Annotated in this window: 16 protein-coding genes; 6 read left to right on the top strand and 10 right to left on the bottom strand. The window is 68.5% G+C overall.

The genetic code is table 11. From position 1 onward, the window contains the following. Positions 1-45: 45 nt before the first annotated feature. From AC07X5_RS31435 to AC07X5_RS31415, 5 genes are read right to left on the bottom strand one after another with little or no spacing between them, the layout of a single operon-like run. Entirely contained in the window at positions 46-975 is a 930-nt protein-coding gene (locus AC07X5_RS31435) for an EamA family transporter (protein WP_409962068.1), read from the bottom strand. Beyond that, entirely contained in the window at positions 972-1,985 is a 1,014-nt protein-coding gene (locus AC07X5_RS31430; RefSeq protein ID WP_494773358.1) for an SDR family oxidoreductase, read from the bottom strand. The genes AC07X5_RS31435 and AC07X5_RS31430 overlap by 4 nt, the downstream gene beginning before the upstream one ends. After that, positions 1,982-2,914, bottom strand: a complete 933-nt coding sequence (locus AC07X5_RS31425) for a bile acid:sodium symporter family protein (RefSeq protein WP_494773357.1) — start codon at positions 2,912-2,914, stop codon at positions 1,982-1,984. The genes AC07X5_RS31430 and AC07X5_RS31425 overlap by 4 nt, the downstream gene beginning before the upstream one ends. A 33-nt stretch (positions 2,915-2,947) precedes the next feature. Then, on the bottom strand, positions 2,948-4,315 hold the full coding sequence (locus tag AC07X5_RS31420) for a flavin-containing monooxygenase (RefSeq protein ID WP_409962074.1): 1,368 nt from the start codon (positions 4,313-4,315) through the stop codon (positions 2,948-2,950). A 25-nt stretch (positions 4,316-4,340) separates the two neighbouring features. Further along, positions 4,341-5,195, bottom strand: coding sequence for an SDR family oxidoreductase (locus AC07X5_RS31415; RefSeq protein WP_494773356.1), 855 nt, complete (start codon positions 5,193-5,195; stop codon positions 4,341-4,343). 100 nt (positions 5,196-5,295) lie between these two features. Here AC07X5_RS31415 and AC07X5_RS31410 point away from each other — a divergent pair, with 100 nt between their 5' ends. Continuing rightward, the gene (locus AC07X5_RS31410; protein WP_494773355.1) at positions 5,296-6,066 is read left to right on the top strand and encodes an IclR family transcriptional regulator; all 771 of its coding nucleotides are present in this window, start codon (positions 5,296-5,298) and stop codon (positions 6,064-6,066) included. Between the two features lie 164 nt (positions 6,067-6,230). Continuing rightward, entirely contained in the window at positions 6,231-6,992 is a 762-nt protein-coding gene (locus AC07X5_RS31405) for an NAD(P)-dependent oxidoreductase (protein ID WP_494773354.1), read from the top strand. A 16-nt stretch (positions 6,993-7,008) separates the two neighbouring features. Here the strand turns inward: AC07X5_RS31405 and pmbA are convergent, their stop codons facing one another. Next, positions 7,009-8,430 carry a metalloprotease PmbA gene (gene pmbA / locus AC07X5_RS31400; protein WP_494773353.1) on the bottom strand — a complete coding sequence of 474 codons (1,422 nt, stop codon included), beginning with the start codon at positions 8,428-8,430 and terminating at the stop codon, positions 7,009-7,011. 63 nt (positions 8,431-8,493) lie between these two features. Here pmbA and yjgA point away from each other — a divergent pair, with 63 nt between their 5' ends. From yjgA to AC07X5_RS31385, 3 genes are all read left to right on the top strand, one after another. Then, on the top strand, positions 8,494-9,156 hold the full coding sequence (yjgA, locus tag AC07X5_RS31395) for a ribosome biogenesis factor YjgA (protein WP_494773352.1): 663 nt from the start codon (positions 8,494-8,496) through the stop codon (positions 9,154-9,156). Further along, entirely contained in the window at positions 9,149-9,757 is a 609-nt protein-coding gene (gene mog, locus AC07X5_RS31390; RefSeq protein WP_494773351.1) for a molybdopterin adenylyltransferase, read from the top strand. The genes yjgA and mog overlap by 8 nt, the downstream gene beginning before the upstream one ends. Before the next feature lie 144 nt (positions 9,758-9,901). Beyond that, positions 9,902-10,795: a hypothetical protein gene (locus AC07X5_RS31385; RefSeq protein ID WP_494773350.1), complete on the top strand. Its 894-nt coding sequence runs from the start codon at positions 9,902-9,904 to the stop codon at positions 10,793-10,795. Between the two features lie 19 nt (positions 10,796-10,814). Here AC07X5_RS31385 and cysE read toward each other — a convergent pair whose 3' ends face one another. Both cysE and AC07X5_RS31375 read right to left on the bottom strand, forming a co-directional pair. Continuing rightward, entirely contained in the window at positions 10,815-11,594 is a 780-nt protein-coding gene (gene cysE, locus AC07X5_RS31380) for a serine O-acetyltransferase (RefSeq protein WP_409957932.1), read from the bottom strand. A 34-nt stretch (positions 11,595-11,628) separates the two neighbouring features. After that, positions 11,629-12,381, bottom strand: coding sequence for an RNA methyltransferase (locus AC07X5_RS31375; RefSeq protein WP_494773349.1), 753 nt, complete (start codon positions 12,379-12,381; stop codon positions 11,629-11,631). 159 nt (positions 12,382-12,540) lie between these two features. Here AC07X5_RS31375 and AC07X5_RS31370 point away from each other — a divergent pair, with 159 nt between their 5' ends. Beyond that, positions 12,541-13,476, top strand: a complete 936-nt coding sequence (locus AC07X5_RS31370) for an inositol monophosphatase family protein (protein ID WP_494773348.1) — start codon at positions 12,541-12,543, stop codon at positions 13,474-13,476. 36 nt (positions 13,477-13,512) lie between these two features. Here the strand turns inward: AC07X5_RS31370 and AC07X5_RS31365 are convergent, their stop codons facing one another. Together AC07X5_RS31365 and AC07X5_RS31360 are read right to left on the bottom strand one after the other, a co-directional pair. Then, positions 13,513-14,643 (bottom strand): response regulator, encoded by a 1,131-nt coding sequence (locus AC07X5_RS31365; protein WP_494773347.1) that lies wholly within the window; start codon positions 14,641-14,643, stop codon positions 13,513-13,515. Positions 14,644-14,668: 25 nt separating this feature from the next. Continuing rightward, positions 14,669-19,537, bottom strand: a complete 4,869-nt coding sequence (locus tag AC07X5_RS31360) for a PAS domain S-box protein (protein WP_494773346.1) — start codon at positions 19,535-19,537, stop codon at positions 14,669-14,671. Between the last annotated feature and the right edge of the window lie 153 nt (positions 19,538-19,690).

Raw genomic sequence — 19,690 nt, 5'->3', positions numbered from 1 at the left:
CCGCGCTGGCGGCGCCCCCCTTTCAGGGGGAAGGCGCGAAGCGACTCAGGGGGTCTTCCATTTGTGCCCGAACTGGTTGATGAGCATGCCCAGCAGCACGGCCCCGGTACCCGCCCACTGCGCGGGCGCGGGCTGCTCGCCCAGCACCAGCATGGCGGCCAGCAGGCCCACCACGGGGATCAGCAGCGAGAACGGTGTCACCCGCCCGGCCGGGTGGCGCTGCAGCAGCCGCGTCCAGAGGCTGTAGGCCAGCAAGGTGGCCAGCAGGGCCAGGTAGAGCACGGCGAACAGCGCCTGCCCGTTGAACGCAGCCAGTTGCGTCGCCACCGAGGCCGGGCCATCGAGCCACAGCGCCAGCGCGAAGAAGGGCACGATGGGTACGGTGCTGCTCCACACCACAAAGGGAAACGGCGCGTACTGCCCACCCACCCGCGCCGCAAAGCGCACCACCAGGTTGGACAGGGCCCACATGAAGGCGGCCCCCAGGGTGAGCACGAAGCCCGCCAGGCTCATCTGCAGCGCACCCTCGCCATGGGCGCTGGCGATCACCAGCAGCCCGCCGAACGCCACCGCCAGGCCCAGCCACTGCGCGGGTCGCGCGCGCTCGTGCAGCAGCGTGACCGCGAGGATCAGCGTGAAGAAGGCCTGGGTCTGCATGACCACCGAGGCCATGCCCGCCGTCATGCCCAGGCGCAGGCCCAGGAACAGCAGGCCGAACTGCCCCACGCCCTGCGCCAGGCCGTAGGCCACGATGAAGCGCCAGGGCAGCTGCGGCCGGCGCACGAAAAGCAGAAAGGGCAGCGAGGCCGCAACGAAGCGCAGCGCGCCCAGCAGCATGGGGCTCAGGGTCTGCAGCCCCATCTTCATGACCACGAAGTTTGAGCCCCAGATCAGGATGACCGCGAGCGCACAGGCCAGGTCGCCCTGCGAGAGCGCGCGCGGCGGCGCATCGCCCAACGCCGTCGCCGTGCTCATGCGCGGCTGCCCGCCAGGGTGCCGGCCACGGGCCGCCCCTGCCGCTGCCGCGCCGCGACGAAGGCATCGAAGGCCTGCGCACTGGTCTTGCGCGGCACATAGCCCAGTTGCTCCTTGAGGGCGGTGTTGAGCAGCACCGGCCGGTAGCGCAGAAAGTCGAGCTGCTCGGGGCCATAGCGGCTCACGCCCAGGCGCGAGCCCACGAACAATGCCGATTGCAGCAGCCAGGCCGGCAGGTCCAGCGTGGTCTTGCCCAGCCGCGCGGCGATCTGGTGGATGGTCAGCGCACCGTCGCCCGCCAGGTTGTAGCAGCCGGGCGCCGCGCCATCGAGCGCATGCAGCAGCGCGCCGCTCACGTCCTCGTCCCAGATGAAGACGAAGGGGCTGTCGCTGCCGCGGATGGCCAGCAGGCGCGGCTTTTCGAACAGCGCGGTGATCTGGTTGTCCACCCGCTCGCCCAGGATGGTGCCGATGCGCAGCACGGTCTGCGCCAGCGCGGGGTGGCTCTGGCGCCATGCGGCCAGCATCTCCTCGACCAGGCGCTTGTGGTGGGCGTAGGCAAAGGCCTCGTTGCCACGCAAAGGGTGGTCCTCGGTGATCCAGGGCGCATTGTCGGCATGGTAGCCGTAGGCCGCGCCGCTGGACGAGACGACCAGGTGCCGAACGCCCTGGGCCGCGCAGGCCTCAAGCACATTGCGCGTGCCGTTCACGTCCACGTCGTATTCGAAAGCCCGGTTCGAATCGCGGCCCGGCGTGACGATGGAGGCCAGGTGCACCACGGTGTCGATGGCATGGCGCTGCAGCGTGGTGGCCAGCGCCGGGTCGCGCACATCCTGGGCCTGGTAGGCAATGCCCGGCTGGCGGCGTTCGGCCGGCACTTCGCGCACATCCAGGGCGACCACGGTGCCCGTGTCCGGGCGCTGGGCGAGCGCTGCCACCACGCCACGGCCCAGGAAGCCATCGGCGCCGGTGACCAGGATGTTGCGGGCCCGCATGGTTGTGGCGCTCATGCCTGCTCTCCCAATGCCGCCACAGGCGCGCCCACCGGGTCTTTGCGGCCCCACCAACTGGCCAGCGCCAGCCCGGCGATGATGTCCCAGAAGCCCCAGACACCGGCCACCACGGCCATGCCGCCCAGGCCGCCGAAGAAGCTGAAGATCACCACCAGGCCCAGGCCCGCGTTGCGGATGCCGACCTCGATGGCCACGGCGCGTCGGTCGTAGTCCTGCAGGCCCGTGAAGCGAGCACACAGGTAGCCCGTGCCGAAGGCCAGCGCATCGTGCAGCGCCACGGCCAGCAGCACCATGCCCACATAGTCGAGGAAGAAGCGCCAGTTGCCCGCGATGGCGCCCAGGATGAAGCCGATGAGCGCCAGGAAGCTGACGATGCGCACGGTCTTCTTCACGCGCTGCGTGAGGCGCGGCAGGTGGTGCGCACACAGCAGGCCGAGCACGAAGGGCACACCAATGATGGCGACGATGTGGCCCACCATCTCCAGCGGGTCGAGCGCGATGGTCTTGAGCAGCGGCGCGGCCGTGGGGTGCATGCCGCCCCAGAACGCGAAGTTCAGCGGCATGGCCACGATGGCGATGGCATTGGAGATCGCCGTCATGGACACCGACAGCGCCACGTTGCCGCGCGCACGGTGGGTGAGGATGTTGGACACATTGCCCGGCGGGCAGCAGGCCACGAGGATCATGCCCAGCGCGATGCTCGGCCCCACGCCCAGCAGCAGCGCGAGCGCGAAGGTCACCGCGGGCAGCACGATGAACTGCGCGGCAATGCCCACGGCCATGGCCCAGGGCATCCTGGCCACGCGGCGGAAGTCGTCCACCCGTGTGTCGAGCGCAATCCCGAACATCAGGAAGCCCAGCACCACGTTGAGCAGCACCAGCGAGGCGGGGTTGAAGTTCAGGCGGATCTCGTCGACGGGCAGCATGCGTTGTCTCCTCGAAGTTCTTCTTGTCGTCGATCAGGCCAGCCCGGCCGACGCTTTGCGGACTGCCGCGCGGTAGGTGTCCTTGTGCACGTAGTAGGCCATGCGTTCGAGCTGCAGGTATTGGAAGCCGCCCGACAGGTCCGGCGGTGGGCCCTGCACTGCGGCGGTGAAGGCCTGCGCGGCAGGTGTGCCGGCATCGAGCGCCTTGAAGTAGCGCGCCACCAGCTCGGCCTGCTCGTAGCGGCCCTGCCAGCCGATGCCGCTGGCCTCGATCATGCCCAGTACTGCCAGGCGCCGCCGGCCGGGCGCAAAGATGTTCAGGTGCAGGCGCGGCGCCATGCCCTGCCAGTTGAGCAGTTCGCGCGCGATGAAGGGGTAGTGCAGCGTATAGCCCGTGGCGGCCAGCACCATGTCGTAGTCCTGCTGCGTGCCGTCCTTGAAGTGCACGGTGGCGCCGTCGAAGCGCGCGATGTCGGGTTTCACATGGATGTCGCCATGGCCCAGGTGGTGCAGGATGAGCGAGTTCACGATGGGGTGCGATTCGTACATCCTGTACGTGGGCTTGGGAAAGCCGAAGCGCGTGGGGTCGCCCGTGAACCACTTCAAGACCGTGCTGTCTACCTTCTGCTTGAGCCAGGGCGGCAGCGGGCGCTTGCCGCCCAGTGTGTCGGCTGGCTTGCCGAACACGTACTTGGGCACGAAGTAGTAGCCGCGCCGTACCGAGATGTCCACGCTGTCGGCATAGTGCACCGCATCCACCGCGATGTCGCAGCCCGAATTGCCTGCGCCGACGATGAGCACGCGCTTGCCCTTGAACTGCTCGGCATGCTTGTAGGCCGAGGTGTGCAGCAGTTCGCCGCTGAAATGGCCCTCGAAGCGCGGCATGCTGGGCTCGGCCAGCGTGCCGTTGGCGATCACCACGCCCTTGTACTCGGCGCATTCGGTGCCGCCGTCTGCCGTGGCGATGGTCACGCGCCACAGGCAGTCTTCGCTGTCGGAAAGCGGTTCCACCTTCAGCACACGCACGCCGAAGCGGAAGTGCCTGCGCAGGTCGAAATGCTCGGCAAAGGCCGCGAAGTAGCGGCACAGCTCGCGGTGGCTGGGGTAGTCGGCCACGCTGTCGGCCATGGGGAATTCGCTGAACTCGGTGGTGCGCTTGCTCGAGATCAAATGGGCTGACGCGTACACCGTGGAGCGCGGGTTGGCGATGTTCCAGAGACCGCCTACGTCGGTATAGGCCTCGAAGCCCTGGAACGGGATGCCGAGCTTTTGCAGGTTGCGCGCCCCGGCCAGGCCCGAGGGGCCGGCGCCGATGAGCGCGATCATGCCCCGCGTGGCAGGCGTGGTGGTGTCCACGCAGGCCTGCAGGCCGGCGGGCGCGTGGCGGAGGTCGTCTTGCATCAAGGGGTGTGCTCGCGGGTGGAGTTCAACGGGGATCGGAGGGGGTTTGGGCGGAACCCGGCAGCCCCGGGATGGCGGTGGCGCCCGCCTCACCCACGCGCGGCTTGCGCGGCTGGCCGCGCAACAGGCGGTCGTAGGTGGCGGCGGGCAGGCAGGCCAGCAGGCGCGACAGCCAGCCGATGTGCCGCGGCAGCACGATGTGCTCGCGCCCGCGTGCCACGCCGGCCAGCAGGGCACGCGCGGCGGCATCGGGCTCCATCAGGCCGGGCATGGCGAAGCGGTTGCCGGCGGTGAGTGCGGTGCGCAGGTAGCCCGGGCTCACGGTGTGCACGGACAGGCGCGAGCCCCGGCATTCGGCACGCAGGCTCTCCAGGTAGCGGATGAGCCCGCCCTTGCTGGCGCAGTAGGCGCCATTGCCGGGCATGCCGCGCCAGCCCGCGATGCTGGCCACGCCCACCAGGGCGCAGCGCGGCCCCTGCACGGCGTGGGCGCGCAATGCCTGCACGAAGGGCTGGAAGGTGGTGGCAGGGCCGAGCAGATTGATCTCCAGCATGCGACGCATCACGGCCAGGTCGCTGGCCTCGGCGGTCTCAAAGCCACCGGCCACGCCGGCATTGGCGATCACCAGGTCGGGCAGGCCGGCACGTGCCATCCAGTCGGCGGCCACATGCCCCATGGCTGCGGCGTCGGCCACGTCGGCCGTGTACACCGCACAGCGCCCGGGCGCCGTGGCGGCCAGCGTATCGAGCACCTCGCGCTGCAGGCCCACCAATGCCACCTGCGCCCCCTGGGCCAGCAGCTCGCGCACCAGGGCCTGGCCCAGGCCGCCACAGGCGCCGGTCACGACGGCATTGCGAAAAAAGGCAGCGGATGGGGCCATGGGCAGCAGCGGTGCTTCAGGAAAAGGACTTGCGCCCACTGTAGGGCAGGCCTTATAAATCCCGGAATATTTTCTTATTTCGTCTCGAAATCAGAGATTCATGACAGAAAGCACTGCTTCCGCTGCTGCCTCCCCCGGCCTGCGCCTGTTCGACCTGCTGGAGCTGCTGGTGCGCGAGGCGCGCCCGCTGACCCTGGCCGAGGCCGTGGCCGCCAGCGGCTGGCCCAAGCCCAGCGTGCACCGGCTGCTGGTGCAGCTGGAAGCCGGCGGCCTGCTGGCACGCGAGCCCGATGGCCGGCGCTACGCCCCCGCACCGCGCCTGCTGCGCCTGGCCGAGGCCACGCTGGCCGGCAGCACCCAGCAGGGCGTGCGCCACGCGGTGCTGCGCCAGCTGGTGGCCGAGGTGGGCGAGAGCTGCAACTTCACGGCCCTGTCGGGTGCGGAGGTGGTGTACCTGGACCGCATCGAGTCGGCCTTTCCGCTGCAGATGAACCTGCGCCCCGGCACGCGCGTGCCCGTGCACTGCTCGGCCAGCGGCAAGCTGCTGCTGGCGCACATGGCCGCCAGCCAGCGCAACAAGCTGCTCGACGGCCTGGCGCTGACCCGCCACACCGCCACCACGCTGACCACACGCGCCGCGCTCGATGCGGAGTTCAAGCGCATCCGCAAGGACGACTATGCGGTCGATGCCGAGGAGTTCGTCGAAGGCCTGGTCTGCGTGGCCGTGCCGGTGCGCGGGGCCGACGGCAAGAGCATCCGCTGCGCTGTGGCGCTGCAGGCCCCGGTGGCGCGCATGTCGCTGGCCCAGGCGCTGGAGAAGCTGCCAAGGCTGCAGGCGGCAGCGGCGGCGTTGGCGCGCACCTGGGGCTGAGTTGCCAACGTGGGCTCTGCTGACGAACGAAGCCCCTGTCGTGAACAAAGTCACCCACCCGCCCTCGCCCTGCGGCGCAGGGCCATGACTTCCATCGGACAGCGTGGAATGATCGCGCCCAGGTTCCAAAAAACCACCGCCACCCACCTACCACGCCCATCCCCATGAAACGCATCCTCATCCTCGGCGCCACCGGCTCCCTCGGCCGCCACGTGCTCGAACAGGCTGTCGCCGCCGGCCACCAGGTCTCCGTGCTCGTGCGCAACCCCGCCAAACTGCCCGAAGAAACCCGGGCCCTGGTCCACGTGCACCAGGCCGACCTCGTCCAGATCGCCACACAGGACCTCGCGGCCATCGTGCGTGGCCACGATGCGCTCATCAACTGCGCGGGCATGGTCACCGAAGGCCAGGTCTTCGTGGACCTGGTGGCCCACATCGTCGAAGCGGTCGAATCGCTGCCCGCCATGGAGCGGCCCGTCTGCTGGTTCCTGGGCGGCGCCGCGGCGCTGGACATCGGCCGAACCGGCCGCAAGGGGGTCACCCTGCCCAAGGTGCGCGACACCTACTGGCCGCATGGCAAGAACCATGAACGCGTCGCGGCCTCGCCGCTGGACTGGCGCATGCTGTGCCCCGGCCCCATGGTCGAGCAGGCCGCACTGGGCCTGCACCGGATGCGGGTGTCCACGGAGCAGTTGCCGGTGCGCATGGCGGGCTTTGCCAGCATGCTGCCGGCGCCCCTGCTTTTGCTGGTGTTCGCGTCCAAGGTCCCGGAGATGATCGTCCCCTACGCTGATGCCGCCGCGCTGGTGCTCGCGCACCTGGAGCCCGCAGATGCGATGTCGCGCCACCGCGTGGGTCTGGCACTGCCAGAAGGCATGCGCGGCAGGAAGGACACCTGGGCCGCCCGGCCTGCCGCTGCGGCCTGAGGGGCGGCAACCGCAATCAGCTGCCCGCCACCTTCATCCGATTCACAAGAATCGAGCCGACCGTCTTGGCACCGTAGTTGTAGGTATCCGCACCCACGGCCTCGATGCCCAGCAGCATGTCCTTCAAGTTGCCGGCAATGGTGATCTCGTGCACCGGGTAGGCGATGCGGCCGTTCTCGACCCAGAAGCCGCTGGCGCCGCGCGAGTAGTCGCCGGTCACGTAGTTCACGCCCTGGCCCATGAGTTCGATCACGAACAGGCCCGTGCCCAGCTTTTGCAGCATGGCGTCGAGGTCGTCGCCGGCCTGGGTCAGGCGCGAGGTCATGCTCAGGTTGTGCGAGCCGCCGGCATTGCCGGTGGTCTTCATGCCCAGCTTGCGTGCCGAGTAGGTGGACAGGAAGTAGCCTTCCACCCGGCCGCCCTGGACCACCTTGCGCGGCGCCACGCGCACGCCTTCGTCGTCGAAGGGCGAGCTGCCCTTGCCGCGCAGGATGAAGGGGTCTTCTTCGATGTCGATGTGCTTGGGAAACACACGCTTGCCCAGCGAGTCGAGCAGGAAGCTGCTTTTGCGGTAGAGCGCACCGCCGCTCACGGCCTGCACGAAGCCGCCGAGCAGGCCTGCGGCCAGCGTAGACTCGAACAGCACCGGGCATTGCGTGGTGGGGATCTTGCGGCTGCCCAGGCGCGACAGGGCGCGCTCGGCGGCGTAGCGGCCGACCGCCTGCGGCGAGGCCAGTTCGGCCGCGTTGCGCATGGAGCTGTACCACATGTCGCGCTGCATCTCGGCATTGCGGCCTGGCAGCGAGGCGATGGGCGCCACGGAGAAGCTGTGGCGCGACGAGGCATAGCCCCCGCGAAAGCCGCGCGTGTGGGCGCTGAAGAAATGGCTTTGCTGGGCCGAGACACCTGCGCCCTCGCTGTTGGTGATGCGGCGGCTGGACTTCAGGGCGGCTGCCTCGCATTCCATGGCCATCTTCGCGGCCTGCTCGCTGTCGATGGACCAGGGGTGGAAAAGATCGAGGTCGCGGTGCGTGTCGGCGGGCGCGATGTCGTCGGCGTCGGGCAAGCCGGCCATGGGGTCTTCGGCCGTGAAGCGGGCGATGTCATAGGCCGCCTGCGCCGTCTGCTCGATGGCCTTGCTGGAAAAATCGGAGGTGCTGGCATTGCCGCGGCGGTTGCCGATGTAGACGGTGATGCCGAGCGACTTGTCGCGGTTGCGCTCCACGGTCTCGAGCTCGCCCTTGCGCACGCTGACCGACAGGCCGCAGCCTTCCGAGGCCTCGGCTCCGGCGTCGGTGGCGCCCAGCTTCTTGGCATGCGCAAGCGCGCGGTCCACCAGTTCTTCAAAGAACGGGCGGCTGTAGCTGAAGCCGCTGTCGGGGGCGGTGGAAGCGGCGGCTGCCGGTGCGCCAGGGGCGTGTTTGGAGGGTTTATTCATAGCGGCAGCTATGATACTTGCCGCTGTGGCGCGCGCTGCGCCACCTCCCTTTTGCCCCCACCCATGTCACGCAAACCCAAAAAAGGCTACTTTGTGAAGGGCCATTTCGTTGCCGAAGGCAGCGAAATGGACATTCAGCTCAAGGCCGAACTCAAAGGCACGCCCGATGCCAGCCGTACCGATCTCAAGCGTGAAAGCGACGCCCTGCAGGACCTGGGCAAGGACCTGCTGACCCTGCGCACCGACCTGTTCAACAAGGTGGGCCTGCCCGACAAGCTGGTCGAGGCCATCACCGAAGCCAAGCGCATCACCAATTTCGAGGGCAAGCGCCGCCAGATGCAGTACGTGGGCAAGCTCATGCGCAAGCTCGAACCCGAGATCGTGGAAGCCGCCCGCCAGGCGCTCGAAGAGCAGCACAAGGGTTCGGCCGACGAGAAGCTCAGCCTGCACCTGGCCGAGCATTGGCGCGACCGGCTGATCGCCAATGACGAGTCGCTGGACGCCTGGCTGGCCGAGCACCCCGATACCGACATCCAGCAGCTGCGCGCCCTGGTGCGCCAGGCACGCAAGGACGCCCCCCCCGCCGACAAGGCCGCAGAATCCCAGGGCCTGGCGCCGCGCAAGGGCCGCGCCTACCGCGAACTGTTCCAGCTGGTGCGCGAGCACCTGGGCGGCCCGCCCGCTGGCGACGACGACCATGGCGGGGACGAGGACGAAGATGCCTGACGCCGCATCGGACGCCGTGTACGACCCGGTACGCATCGGCATCGTCTCCATCAGCGACCGCGCCAGCAGCGGCGTGTACGAGGACAAGGGCCTGCCCGCGCTGCAGGACTGGCTCACGCGCGCCCTGTTCAACCCCATTGGCTTCGAGCCGCGCCTGATCCCCGACGAGCAGGCCGGCATCAGCGCCACGCTGATCGAGCTGGTGGACACCGCGGGCTGCAGCCTGGTGCTGACCACCGGCGGCACCGGCCCTGCCCTGCGCGACGTGACCCCCGAGGCCACGCTGGCCGTGGCGCACAAGGAGATGCCGGGCTTTGGCGAGCAGATGCGCCAGATCAGCCTGAAGTTCGTGCCCACGGCCATCCTCTCACGCCAGGTGGCGGTGGTGCGCGGGCAGAGTCTGCTCATCAACCTGCCCGGCCAGCCCAAGGCGATTGCCGAGACGCTGGAGGGCCTGCGCGGCCCCGATGGCAGCCAGATCGTGCCCGGCATCTTTGCCGCGGTGCCCTACTGCATCGACCTGATCGGCGGCCCTTACCTCGAAACGCGCGACGAAATCTGCAAGGCCTTTCGGCCCAAGAGCGCGGTGCGCAGCCGCTGAACGCCGGGCTGGTGCCGCGCGCCATGCTTGCATTTTGTAACCAGCGACGCAATTCTCGACCCGCCCGGGTGCGCCGGGTCACACGCAGGTGCACCGTGCAGCCTCTAGACTGGCCGCTGCATCCACTTCGACCCAATCCATCGAATGAAGAAAAGACTTGTTCTTCAACTCACCCTGGTTGCCATGCTCACTGCCTGCGGCGGTGGCGGCGGCAGCAGCGACGGCCCCACGCCACCGCCGCAGCCGCGCCTGGTGGGCGAGATCTTCGGCACGCCCGACCAGCTGGCCACCTCGGACCTCGTGACCAATGCGGGCTACGGTGGCTACGGCGGCGCACTGGAAACCTCGCGTGCTATCCAGAAGGCCGGCAAGGCCAACCTGCTGGACTTTTTGTTCCTGTTCCCGACCCGCGAGCGCGGCCAGATCCGCCTGGTGGAGAACGCCAGCGCCCGCCTGGACAGCTACATCGCACAGAACAACGACCTGCTGGTGCCCGGCGTGCACGTGTACCTGATCGATGAGATGTACCTCGGCGCGGCCCTGCTGGGGGACAACCCTGCGGAATACCAGGCGCAGCTCGACGACCTCACGCGCGGCATCGCACTGGTGCGCCAGAAGCTGCCCAGCGCGAAGGTGGGGATCTCCTTCAGCCCGCACGCGACCTTCAACAACCCCAAGATCACGCCCTTCATCCGGGCAGCCATCGCCCAGGTGGACTGGGTGGGCACCACCTCGTACTGGCTGGGCGACAAGGCCACCATTCCCGCGCTGCACGAATGGTCACGCACCCTGCCGGGTATCGCACGCGCCGCGCAGCCCAAGGTCGAGACCTGGTACATCGCCCAGGCCTTCCGCGACCTGAACTGGGACCGGCAAGCGTTTCGGGACTACATGCAGACGGAACTGCAGATCTCGGACAGCTACGACGCGATCATCTTCTTTGGCTGGCAGGAGACCTCGGAGCTGTCCAAACAAACCGCCGGACGCTACTTCGAGGCCGAGACGCGGGCCGTCTACAGCAGGTTCCTCAAGAAATAGGCGCAGGGGCGGGCAGAATCTACTTGCCCACCAGCTCGTTGAGCTTGCCCGCCTCGAACTGCTCTGTGGTGGCTGCGTCGCAGGGCACGCAGTCCTTGGTGGACTGCACCGTGGAGAGTTTCTCGATCGCCTGCCACAGCAGCATGATCTGGTGCTCCTGCGAGGAGGCGTTGTCGATCAGGCCGCGCATGGCCTGCGACAGCGGGTCGTCCTCCTGCGTGATGCCATAGGCGGTGAATTTGCGCGCCTGCTGAGGTTCGGTCACGTCGGCGCTCTGCCCGGCCTTGGACGGGATGATGCGCGCCGGGATGCCCACGGCCGTGGCGCCCGCAGGCACGGGCTTGATGACCACGGCGTTGCTGCCGATCTTGGCGCCATCGCCCACCTCGAAGCCACCCAGCACCTTGGCGCCCGCGCTGACCACCACGTCCTTGCCCAGCGTGGGGTGGCGCTTGGCGCCCTTGTAGAGCGAGGTGCCGCCCAGGGTCACGCCCTGGTAGATGGTGCAGCCATCGCCGATCTCGGCGGTCTCGCCGACCACCACGCCCATGGCGTGGTCGAAGAACACGCGCTCGCCGATCTTGGCGCCCGGGTGGATCTCGATGCCCGTGAGCCAGCGCGCGATGTGCGAGATGAAGCGCCCCAGCCACTTGAAGCCGTGGCCCCAGCACCAGTGCGCCGGCCGGTGCAGCCAGATGGCGTGCAGGCCGGGGTAGCAGGTGATCACCTCCCAGGTACTGCGGGCAGCGGGGTCGCGATCGAGGATGCACTGGATATCGGAGCGCAGGCGTGCAAGCATGGCCATGGTTGTTTTTGGAATATGGAAATGCAGTCTAGCGCTTTGCCTGCGCCGTCTGGATCATGGCTTTTGCGACACCACGCAGGATGTGGATTTCCTCGGCACCCAGTTGCGCGCGGTTGAAAAGCTGGTTCAGGCGCGGCATGAGCTTCTTGGGCGCCTCGGGATCGAGAAAACCGATGTCCACCAGCGCCCGCTCCCAGTGCGCGAGCATGCCAGCCACCTGGGCGGCGTCGGCCACCTCGCGCTCCGGTGGCGCGGCAGGCTGCGCCGGCGCACCGAAACCGCCCAGCGCCATGCGCCAGTCGTAGGCGACGACCTGGATGGCCGCGCCCAGGTTGAGCGAGCCAAAGCCCGGGTTGGTGGGAATCGAGAGCGCCACATGGCAGCGGTACACGTCCTCATTGGCCATGCCGAAGCGCTCGGAGCCGAACAGGAAGGCCACGCCCGATTCCGCGGCAGCGTCGGGCGCGCGCGGCGCGGTCAGCTGCGCAAAGTGCTCGCGCGGCGAGCGGGTCGGCGGGCCGAAGTCGCGCGGCGTCATGGCCGTGGCGCACAGGTGGCTCATGCCGTCGAGCGCCTCGTCCAGCGTGGCGACGATGCGCGCCTTGTCCAGCACATCCAGGGCGCCGCTGGCGCGCTGGATGGTCTCTTCGCGCCGCAGCACGTTGGCCCAGCGCGGGGCGACCAGCACGAGCTCGTCGAAACCCATGGTCTTCAAGGCGCGCGCGGCGGCGCCGACATTGCCGGCGTGGCTGGTGTTGATCAGGACAAAACGGGTCTTCATGGGCAGCAAAAGGGCCGCACAAGCCCCTGCTTGGGGACAAAAAGCGGCAAAGCGGGTAAAATCAGCGCCCTATTGTCGCCGCCCGCATCGCCTGGCGGTGTTCCACGCTCCTCTTTCGCACGTGCGCCCCCTGCCGGCGCGCTGCCTGAAACACAATTTATGTCGTCCAACCTGCACCCCATGCTCAACGTGGCCATCAAGGCCGCACGCGCCGCCGGCGCCATCATCAACCGCGCGGCCATCGATGTGGAGGCCGTGCGCATCTCGCAAAAGCAGGTGAACGACTTTGTGACCGAGGTGGACCACGCGGCCGAAAAGGCCGTGATCGAGACGCTGCTGGGCGCCTACCCCGGCCACGGCATCCTGGCCGAGGAGTCGGGCTCGCAGTACGGCGCCAAGGATTCGGAATTCGTCTGGATCATCGATCCGCTGGACGGCACCACCAACTTCATCCACGGCTTTCCCGTGTACTGCGTGAGCATCGCGCTGTCGGTCAAGGGCAAGATCGAGCAGGCCGTTATTTACGACCCTTCGCGCAACGACCTGTTCACGGCCACCAAGGGCCGCGGCGCGTACATGAACGAGCGCCGCATCCGCGTGAGCAAGCGCACCCAGCTCAAGGACAGCCTGATCTCCACGGGCTTTCCCTTCCGCCCGGGCGACAACTTCAAGGCCTACATGCTCATGATGGGCGAGGTGATGCAACGCACCGCCGGCCTGCGCCGCCCCGGCTCCGCCGCGCTGGACCTGGCCTATGTGGCCGCCGGCTTCACCGAAGGCTTCTTCGAGACCGGCCTGTCGATCTGGGACATCGCCGCTGGCTCCCTGCTGGTGACCGAGGCCGGCGGCCTGGTGGGCAACTTCACGGGCGAGGCCGAGTTCCTGGAACAGCGCGAATGCCTGGCCGGCGCCCCGCGCATCTACGGCCAGCTGGTACCCATCCTGGGCAAGTACAGCAAGTTCGCCGGTGCCGGCGACAAGGCGGCCATCCGCCAGGCGACGGCTGCCGAGGACTCCGAAGCCGCTGATGCGACTCCAGAGGCCGACGCAGCAGCGCAGGACGTCGCGGGCAAGGACGAGAGCGCACCGCTCTGATGGTTTTCCGCAGGGCGGCTGTCCGCCGCCCTGCCATCACGCCGGGTCGGGGTATTTCTGGGCGATGACGCGGAAGTCCTCGGCGATCTCCACGAAGGCATCGACCATGTCCGGATCGAAGTGCGTGCCCCGGCCGCGCACGATGGTGCTGCAGGCCTGGTCGTGCGAGAAGGCAGGCTTGTAGACGCGCTTGCTGATCAGCGCGTCGTACACGTCGGCCACGGCCATGAGCCGGGCCGACACGGGAATGGCATCGCCCGCCAGGCCCTCGGGGTAGCCCGAACCGTCCCATTTTTCCTGGTGGCTGTAGGCGATCTCCTTGGAGACGCTCAGGAAGGCCACGCGCATGCCCAGGCGCTTTTCAGCGTCCTCAATGGCGGCGCGTCCCAGTGTGGTGTGGGTCTTCATGACCTCGAACTCCTCCACCGTGAGCTTGCCGGGCTTGAGCAGGATGCTGTCCGGGATGCCGATCTTGCCGATGTCGTGCAGCGGGGCCGACTTGTAGAGCAGGTCGATCATGCGGTCGTTGAGCACATGCTCGAAGCGCGGGTGGTGGCGCAGGCGCTCGGCCAGCGTCTTCACGTACAGCTGGGTGCGGCGGATGTGGTTGCCGGTCTCGTTGTCGCGCGTTTCGGCCAGCGAGGTCATGGCCATGATGGTCACATCCTGGATGGCCTGCACCTCCAGCGTGCGCAGGGCCACCTCGCGCTCCAGGTAGGCGCTCTTGTCGCGCAGGAAATCGGCCGTGGCCTTGAGCGCCAGGTGCGTGTTCACGCGCGCCAGCAGGATGGGCGGGCTGATGGGCTTGGTGATGTAGTCCACGGCGCCCAGGGCCAGGCCCATGCGCTCGTCGTCGGGGTCGGAGCGGGCCGTGAGGAAGATCACCGGGATGTCGCGCGTGGAGGGCTGCGCCTTCAGGCGCCGGCAGACCTCGTAGCCATCGACCTCGGGCATCATGATGTCCAGCAGGATGAGGTCGGGCGGTGTGCCCGACTGGGCGATCTTGAGCGCCTTCTCCCCATGGTTGGCCACCTTCACCAGGTAGTGCTCGCGCAGCAGGCTGCCCATCAGCGTGAGGTTGTCGGGCGTATCGTCCACCACCAGTACCGTGGCAATCGGCTTGTCCACAAGGGTCGGCTGCTGCGAGGCGAAGGGCGCGTTGTCCATGGGCTTTCCTGCGAAGGGGGACCGTTCAATGGGCGAGGGCGGAATCAGGGGAAGGCGGCGGCTCGGGGAACACAGAGGCGATGGTATCCAGCGCCTGCTCGAAATCAAAGTTCCGAATGTGCACATCCACTGCCTTGAATGCCGGGCCCAGGAATCCCTCCAGCGCCATGGCATTGTGTTGCAAAAACTCGGCGGCTGCCGGGTCGTCCTGTAAAAGCAGGGTGCGCAGCCCGTGCAACAGCTCCGCAGGGGCCTGGGCCGGCCCCGCGCCGCCCGCATCGGCCGGGCCCTGGGCCGTTTCGTGCCACTGGGCCAGGGCCTCGACCAGGGGCCCGAGCACGCCGCCCAGCGCCGCGAGCAGGGGGGCCGTGGCCTCCTGCGCCGGCGGGCCCCTGCGCAACAGGTCTTCGAGCTGGTAGGCACGGTCTGCCACTTGCAGGGCACCGATGTTGGCCGCCACCGAGCGCAGCGTGTGCGCCAGCCGTTCGGCCAGTCCCACCTCCCCGGCATCGAGGGCCGCCCGCATCTCGCGCACCACCGTGGCCTGCCCCTGCGCGAACCGGCCCAGCATCTCTGCGTAGAGGGCAGGCTTGCCCAGGGCGCGTTGCAGGCCAAGCACCGTATCGAGCCCGGCCACCAGGGGCCAGGCCATCGGCCAGGGCGGTCTGGGCGGCACGGCAGCTCCGTTGCCCGGGGGCTGCGGGGCCGAGTCCTGGGGCACGCCCAATCCGGGGCGCGGCTGTATCCAGCGCGCCAGCGCTGCCCACAGCGCGGCCGGGTCGATGGGCTTGGCCACGTGGTCGTTCATGCCGGCATCGAAGCAGCGCTGGCGGTCGGCGTCCATGGCATTGGCCGTCATGGCGACGATGGGCAGGCGCGCAAAGCGCGGGTCGGCGCGCAGGTGCCGCGTGGCGGTCTCGCCGTCCATCACCGGCATCTGCATGTCCATCAGCACCAGATCGTAGCTGTCGTCCTGCAGCCGGCGGATGGCTTCCTGCCCGTTGCCGGCCACGTCCACGTCGAAGCCCGCATCGCGCAGCAGCTCCACGGCCACCATCTGGTTGAGTTCGTTGTCCTCCACCAGCAGCACCCGCGCGCCGCGGATGGACGCTGGCAGCTCGTCGGCCGCAGGCGGCGGCACGTACTGGCGCTGCAGCGCAGGCAGCGCGTGCTCCAGGGGCTGCATCAGCGTCTCGAGCAGCAGCGAGGCATTCACGGGCTTGATCAGCACCGTCTCGATGCCCTGCGCGCGCGCGGCGCGCATCACGTCCTCGCGCCCGTAGGCCGTGACCATGAGCATCTGCGGCACCTGGGGCATGCCCAGGCCGCGGATGTGGCCCGCCAGTTCCACCCCGTCCATGCCCGGCATGTGCCAGTCGAGCAGCAGCAGGCCGAAATAGCGGTCCTGCGCCATGGACGCGCGCAGGATCTCCAGCGCCTGCAGGCCGGAGTAGGCCTGCTCCACCTCGAAGCCCATGGCCTGCAGCATGTCAGACAGCACGGTGGCCGCGGTGTGGTTGTCGTCGACCACCAGCACCCGGCGGCCCACCAGGTCCGGCGGCGGCAGCAGCACCCGGGCCGGGGCACCACGCTCCAGCGGCAGGCTGACCCAGAAGGTCGAGCCCTTGCCGAACTGGCTCGTCACCCCGACCTCGCCCCCCATCAGCTCGGCCAGGCTCTTGCAGATGGCCAGCCCCAGGCCGGTGCCGCCATAGCGGCGCGTGGTCGAGGTGTCGGCCTGCTGGAAGCTGGCAAACAGGCGCCCCATCTGCTCGCCCGTAAGGCCGATGCCCGTGTCGCGCACCTCGAAGCGCAGGCTCACCCGCTTTTCGCTCTCTTCGAGCAGGCGCACGGCGATGCTGATCTCCCCCTGGTCGGTGAACTTGATCGCGTTGTTGGCAAAGTTGATCAGGATCTGGCCCAGGCGCAGCGAATCGCCCACGAGGTTGGGCGGCACGTTGGCAGCCACGTCGCAGACCAGCTCCAGCCCCTTGGCGCCGGCCTTGTAGCCCACCACGTCGGTCACGCTCTCGAGCATGCGGTCGAGCACGAAGGGCTGCTTTTCCACCGTGAGCTTGCCGGCCTCGATCTTGGAGAAATCGAGGATGTCGTTGATCACGCCCAGCAGGTGCTGGCCGGCCTGCTGGATCTTGCTCACATAGTCGTGCTGGCGCGTGTTCAGCCCGGACTTGAGCGCCAGGTGCGACATGCCGATGATGGCATTCATCGGCGTGCGGATCTCGTGGCTCATGTTGGCCAGGAAGTTGGACTTGAGCGCGGTCGACTCCTCGGCCAGTTCCTTGGCGCGGCGCAGGTCTTCCTCGGCGCGCCGGCGGTCGGTGATGTCCACGAAGGTGCCGATGGAGCCCCCGGGCGAGCCATCGGCGCGCGCAAAGGCATGCAGCCAGAACAGGGTGTGGTGCACCACCCCGTCGGCATAGGGCAGATCCACCTCCTTGTGCACCGAATGCAGGCCGTTCATGGCCTGCAGGTTGTCGCCCTGGAAGCGCATGCGCTGCTCGGGCGGAAGGAATTCGAGGTCCAACACCGTCTTGCCCACCAAATCGTCGCGGCGCACCCCGAAGGCCTGCTCGTAGGCGCGGTTGAAGCCGATGTAGCGCCCGTCCGCATCCTTGTAGAACAGGGGCACGGGAATGGCGTCGATCAGCGCCTGCTGGAAGTCCAGTTGCTCCTCCACCTGCTCTTCGAGCTGCTTCTGGTCCTGGATGTCCACGCTCACCCCGACCACGCGTACCGCGCGGCCAGCCTCGTCGCGCAGGATGCGCGCCGCCATCAGGAACCAGCGCACCTCGCCGTCCGGGCGCACGATGCGCCAGGAGTTGCGCAGACCGGTATCGGTGCCCGCCAGGCTGGCGTTGAAATGCGCCCTGGCTTCCTCGCGGTCGCCGGGGTGCAGGCGATCGAGCCAGAAGTCGACGCCCGTGGGCTGCGTGCCCGCGGGCAGGCCGAGCATGGACACCAGCTTGGCCGACCAGACCACCGTGTCGGCCACCAGGTCGATGTCGAACACGCCCACCTTGCCGGCTTCCTGCGCGATCTCCAAGCGTTCGTTGGCCTGCTGGATGGCGATCTCGCCGCGGCGCGCCTCAGTCACGTCCTCGATGACCCAGATGGAGGCCGAGCGGTGGCCCTCCATGTTGATACGGCGCCCGGCCAGCCGGGCCTCGAAGCTGCTGCCATCGAGGCGGCGCAGCGTGGCGCGCTCGCGCAGCGCCTGGCCCGAGGCGAGCCGCGGTGCGATGAGCGCATTGAACTGGTCGTAGTCGCCCTGCTCCCCGAACAGGGTGGCCACATCGCCGCCCAGCAATTGCGCCGCGGTGCCGCGCATGAGCTCCACGAAGGCGGGGTTGAACTGGCGGAACTTCCCTTCGCAGACCAGCAGAATGGGCGGCGCATTGTCGAAGATGGCGGTCTGCTGCTCCAGCAGCTCGTTGAGCAGGCGCTCGCGCCGCTCCAGCTCGGTCTGCGCGCGCATGCGCTCCGAGACATCCTCGTGCAGCCCGACGATGGCGATGCGCTTGCCCCGCTCGTCGAACACCGGCGACAGCGTGGCCTCGTCGTGGTAGATGCTGGCGTCGCGGCGCCGGTTCACGAAGCTGCCGCGCCAGGAGCGGCCCGACAGCAGGGTGGCCCACATGTCCTTGTAGGTCTGCGGCGGCGTCTGGTCGGTGGAGACGATGGACGGCTTCTTGCCACGCACCTCGTCCAGCGCGTAGCCGGTGTTGCGCTCGTACTGCGGGTTCACCCAGTCGATGCGGCCTTCGCCGTCAGTGATGACCACGGCCACGGGGCTGCTCTCCAGCGCTGCGCCCAACACCCGAAAGCGCTCCAGCGCAGCCGCCATGCGCGTGCGGCTGCGCAGCAGGTCCAGCAGCAGCAGGCCGAGCAAGGCCAGCAGCACGAAGGCAGCGCCACCCACCTGCCAGCGCAGCAGGGGCGGCACCAGCGCGCTCACGTCGTCGAGCACCACCAGCTGCCACTGGCCCCCGGGGTCGTTCCATTCGATGCCGCGGCTCGCCACCGCGTAGGTCACGCCATTGAGCAGCACCTCACCGGCATCGGGCGCAAACGGCAGCGCCGAGGCCACGCCGTTCTCGAAGTGGCGCCCGAACTGGCGCGAAGCGCGGATGGCATCGATGCGCGCCTGGGTGAGCGGCGGCGCCACGGCAAACTGCCACTCGGGGCGGGTCGACGAGAAGGCCACACCCTGGGGGGACATCAGAAGGGCCGGGATGCCGGTGCTTGCCACCAGCGCATCGACCACCTCGAAGCCCACCTTGAACATCACCACGCCGATGATGGTGCTGTTGGGGGAGTCCGTCTCGTAGAGAGGCGCGGCGTAGTACAGGCCACGCTCCTGGCTATTGACGCCAATGGCCGCATAGACGCTGATGGCGCCCTTCATGGCCTGCTGGAAATAGGGGCGGAATGCGAGGTTCGACCCTGTTGCCTTCTCGCCCGCGGTCTCGTGCGCGACCACGGTTCCGTCCGCCGACATCACGTACACGCCGCTGATCAGAAAGCGCCCGCGCGCCACCGCCAGCCGCGCCAGCGAGCCCGGGTCATCGGGCGGCGTGTAGCCGCGCGCCATGTCCTTGAGCTGTGGCTCGCTCAGGCCCATGAGCGAGACGGCCCCGATCAGGCCGCCGCCCGTGGTCTGCGTGATCAGCGCATCGGCCGCCTGCTGCACGATGCGCGTGCGCTCCAGCGCCCGCTCCTGGCCGCGCCAGTAGACCACGCCCTGCACCACCAGCCAGGCCCCGAGCAGCGACAGCGCCACCACCAGCAGCAGGCCCCGCGTCCAGGCCGGATCGCGTTCGAGCACGCGATCCAGGAAACGTCCGCCACCATCGCTCCGGGTCACCCGCGCCATGCGCAGCCTCCGGTGGACGCGGCGCCCGCCCATGCATCGCCATCAACGCGTCGGGTCCAGCATTGCATCGATTTCCTCCACCGGCACAGGCCTGCCAAACAGATAGCCCTGGAAGCCCTCGCAGCCATGCAAGCGCAGGAAGCCCAGCTGCCC

It is taken from the genome of Acidovorax sp. GW458-11-26-14-TSB4, from assembly GCF_059423865.1.
The sequence above is the reverse complement of the archived record's forward strand: the minus strand, read 5'-3'. Positions and strand labels throughout refer to the sequence as shown.

Excerpts from the sequence above, each read along its gene's own strand:
- AC07X5_RS31435 (WP_409962068.1), bottom strand. The coding sequence starts at position 975 with ATGAGCACGGCGACGGCGTTGGGCGATGCGCCGCCGCGCGCGCTCTCG.
- AC07X5_RS31430 (WP_494773358.1), bottom strand. The coding sequence starts at position 1,985 with ATGAGCGCCACAACCATGCGGGCCCGCAACATCCTGGTCACCGGCGCC.
- AC07X5_RS31425 (WP_494773357.1), bottom strand. The coding sequence starts at position 2,914 with ATGCTGCCCGTCGACGAGATCCGCCTGAACTTCAACCCCGCCTCGCTG.
- AC07X5_RS31420 (WP_409962074.1), bottom strand. The coding sequence starts at position 4,315 with ATGCAAGACGACCTCCGCCACGCGCCCGCCGGCCTGCAGGCCTGCGTG.
- AC07X5_RS31415 (WP_494773356.1), bottom strand. The coding sequence starts at position 5,195 with ATGGCCCCATCCGCTGCCTTTTTTCGCAATGCCGTCGTGACCGGCGCC.
- AC07X5_RS31410 (WP_494773355.1), top strand. The coding sequence starts at position 5,296 with ATGACAGAAAGCACTGCTTCCGCTGCTGCCTCCCCCGGCCTGCGCCTG.
- AC07X5_RS31405 (WP_494773354.1), top strand. The coding sequence starts at position 6,231 with ATGAAACGCATCCTCATCCTCGGCGCCACCGGCTCCCTCGGCCGCCAC.
- pmbA (WP_494773353.1), bottom strand. The coding sequence starts at position 8,430 with ATGAATAAACCCTCCAAACACGCCCCTGGCGCACCGGCAGCCGCCGCT.
- yjgA (WP_494773352.1), top strand. The coding sequence starts at position 8,494 with ATGTCACGCAAACCCAAAAAAGGCTACTTTGTGAAGGGCCATTTCGTT.
- mog (WP_494773351.1), top strand. The coding sequence starts at position 9,149 with ATGCCTGACGCCGCATCGGACGCCGTGTACGACCCGGTACGCATCGGC.
- AC07X5_RS31385 (WP_494773350.1), top strand. The coding sequence starts at position 9,902 with ATGAAGAAAAGACTTGTTCTTCAACTCACCCTGGTTGCCATGCTCACT.
- cysE (WP_409957932.1), bottom strand. The coding sequence starts at position 11,594 with ATGCTTGCACGCCTGCGCTCCGATATCCAGTGCATCCTCGATCGCGAC.
- AC07X5_RS31375 (WP_494773349.1), bottom strand. The coding sequence starts at position 12,381 with ATGAAGACCCGTTTTGTCCTGATCAACACCAGCCACGCCGGCAATGTC.
- AC07X5_RS31370 (WP_494773348.1), top strand. The coding sequence starts at position 12,541 with ATGTCGTCCAACCTGCACCCCATGCTCAACGTGGCCATCAAGGCCGCA.
- AC07X5_RS31365 (WP_494773347.1), bottom strand. The coding sequence starts at position 14,643 with ATGGACAACGCGCCCTTCGCCTCGCAGCAGCCGACCCTTGTGGACAAG.
- AC07X5_RS31360 (WP_494773346.1), bottom strand. The coding sequence starts at position 19,537 with ATGGCGCGGGTGACCCGGAGCGATGGTGGCGGACGTTTCCTGGATCGC.